The following is a 506-nucleotide window of genomic DNA, read 5'->3' on the forward strand; positions in this document are numbered from 1 at the left end:
GATATGGTAATTGCACGTCAAAGCATTACTACCAACGCAGCCTCATAAAGTGCATGGGATTGAATAAGCGCTTTGCTTGCTAAAATCACATGCAGATTATAGCTACGAAGAATATCTCGAACTAGGAATAAACCTGGTAGTAACGCAAGACCACCGGCACCGGTAATAGCAAGTGCCATACGTGCACCTTTGCGAGCTTCTGACTTATGCCACCAATAGCTAATCAATAAGAACGAGCTAATACTGGTGAGCTCCCAGAAAAACCACAGCTGGATCACATTATTCGACATCACGATGCCGACCATTGCGGTCATAAATAGCAATAAATAGCAGTATAGCTATGGCATTGAGTCGCTACTACTTAAGTAATAACGCGCATAAAAAATCACCAGGGTACCGATACCCAAGATCATATATAGAAAAAGTAACGTTAAACCATCAAGTCGAAACGAAACTTGCATGTTTAAAAGAGGGATCCACTCAGCAGTGTAGCGAATTGTTTCACC

General features: G+C 41.9%; 2 protein-coding genes. Both read right to left on the minus strand.

Features of this window, described 5'->3' with window-relative positions; genetic code table 11:
- Positions 1-17 precede the first annotated feature (17 nt).
- The gene (locus E0L37_RS21965) at positions 18-314 is read right to left on the minus strand and encodes a proton-conducting transporter membrane subunit (RefSeq protein WP_370450662.1); all 297 of its coding nucleotides are present in this window, start codon (positions 312-314) and stop codon (positions 18-20) included.
- 24 nt (positions 315-338) lie between these two features.
- Positions 339-461, minus strand: coding sequence for a hypothetical protein (locus tag E0L37_RS21970; protein ID WP_370450663.1), 123 nt, complete (start codon positions 459-461; stop codon positions 339-341).
- Positions 462-506 lie beyond the last annotated feature (45 nt).

Origin of the sequence: Alcanivorax sp. 24 (genome assembly GCF_004360225.1) — a bacterium.
GTDB classification, from domain to species: domain Bacteria; phylum Pseudomonadota; class Gammaproteobacteria; order Pseudomonadales; family Alcanivoracaceae; genus Alloalcanivorax; species Alloalcanivorax xiamenensis.

Coding starts and splice junctions, on each gene's coding strand:
- E0L37_RS21970 (WP_370450663.1), bottom strand. CDS start 461: ATGCAAGTTTCGTTTCGACTTGATGGTTTAACGTTACTTTTTCTATAT.
- E0L37_RS21965 (WP_370450662.1), bottom strand. CDS start 314: ATGACCGCAATGGTCGGCATCGTGATGTCGAATAATGTGATCCAGCTG.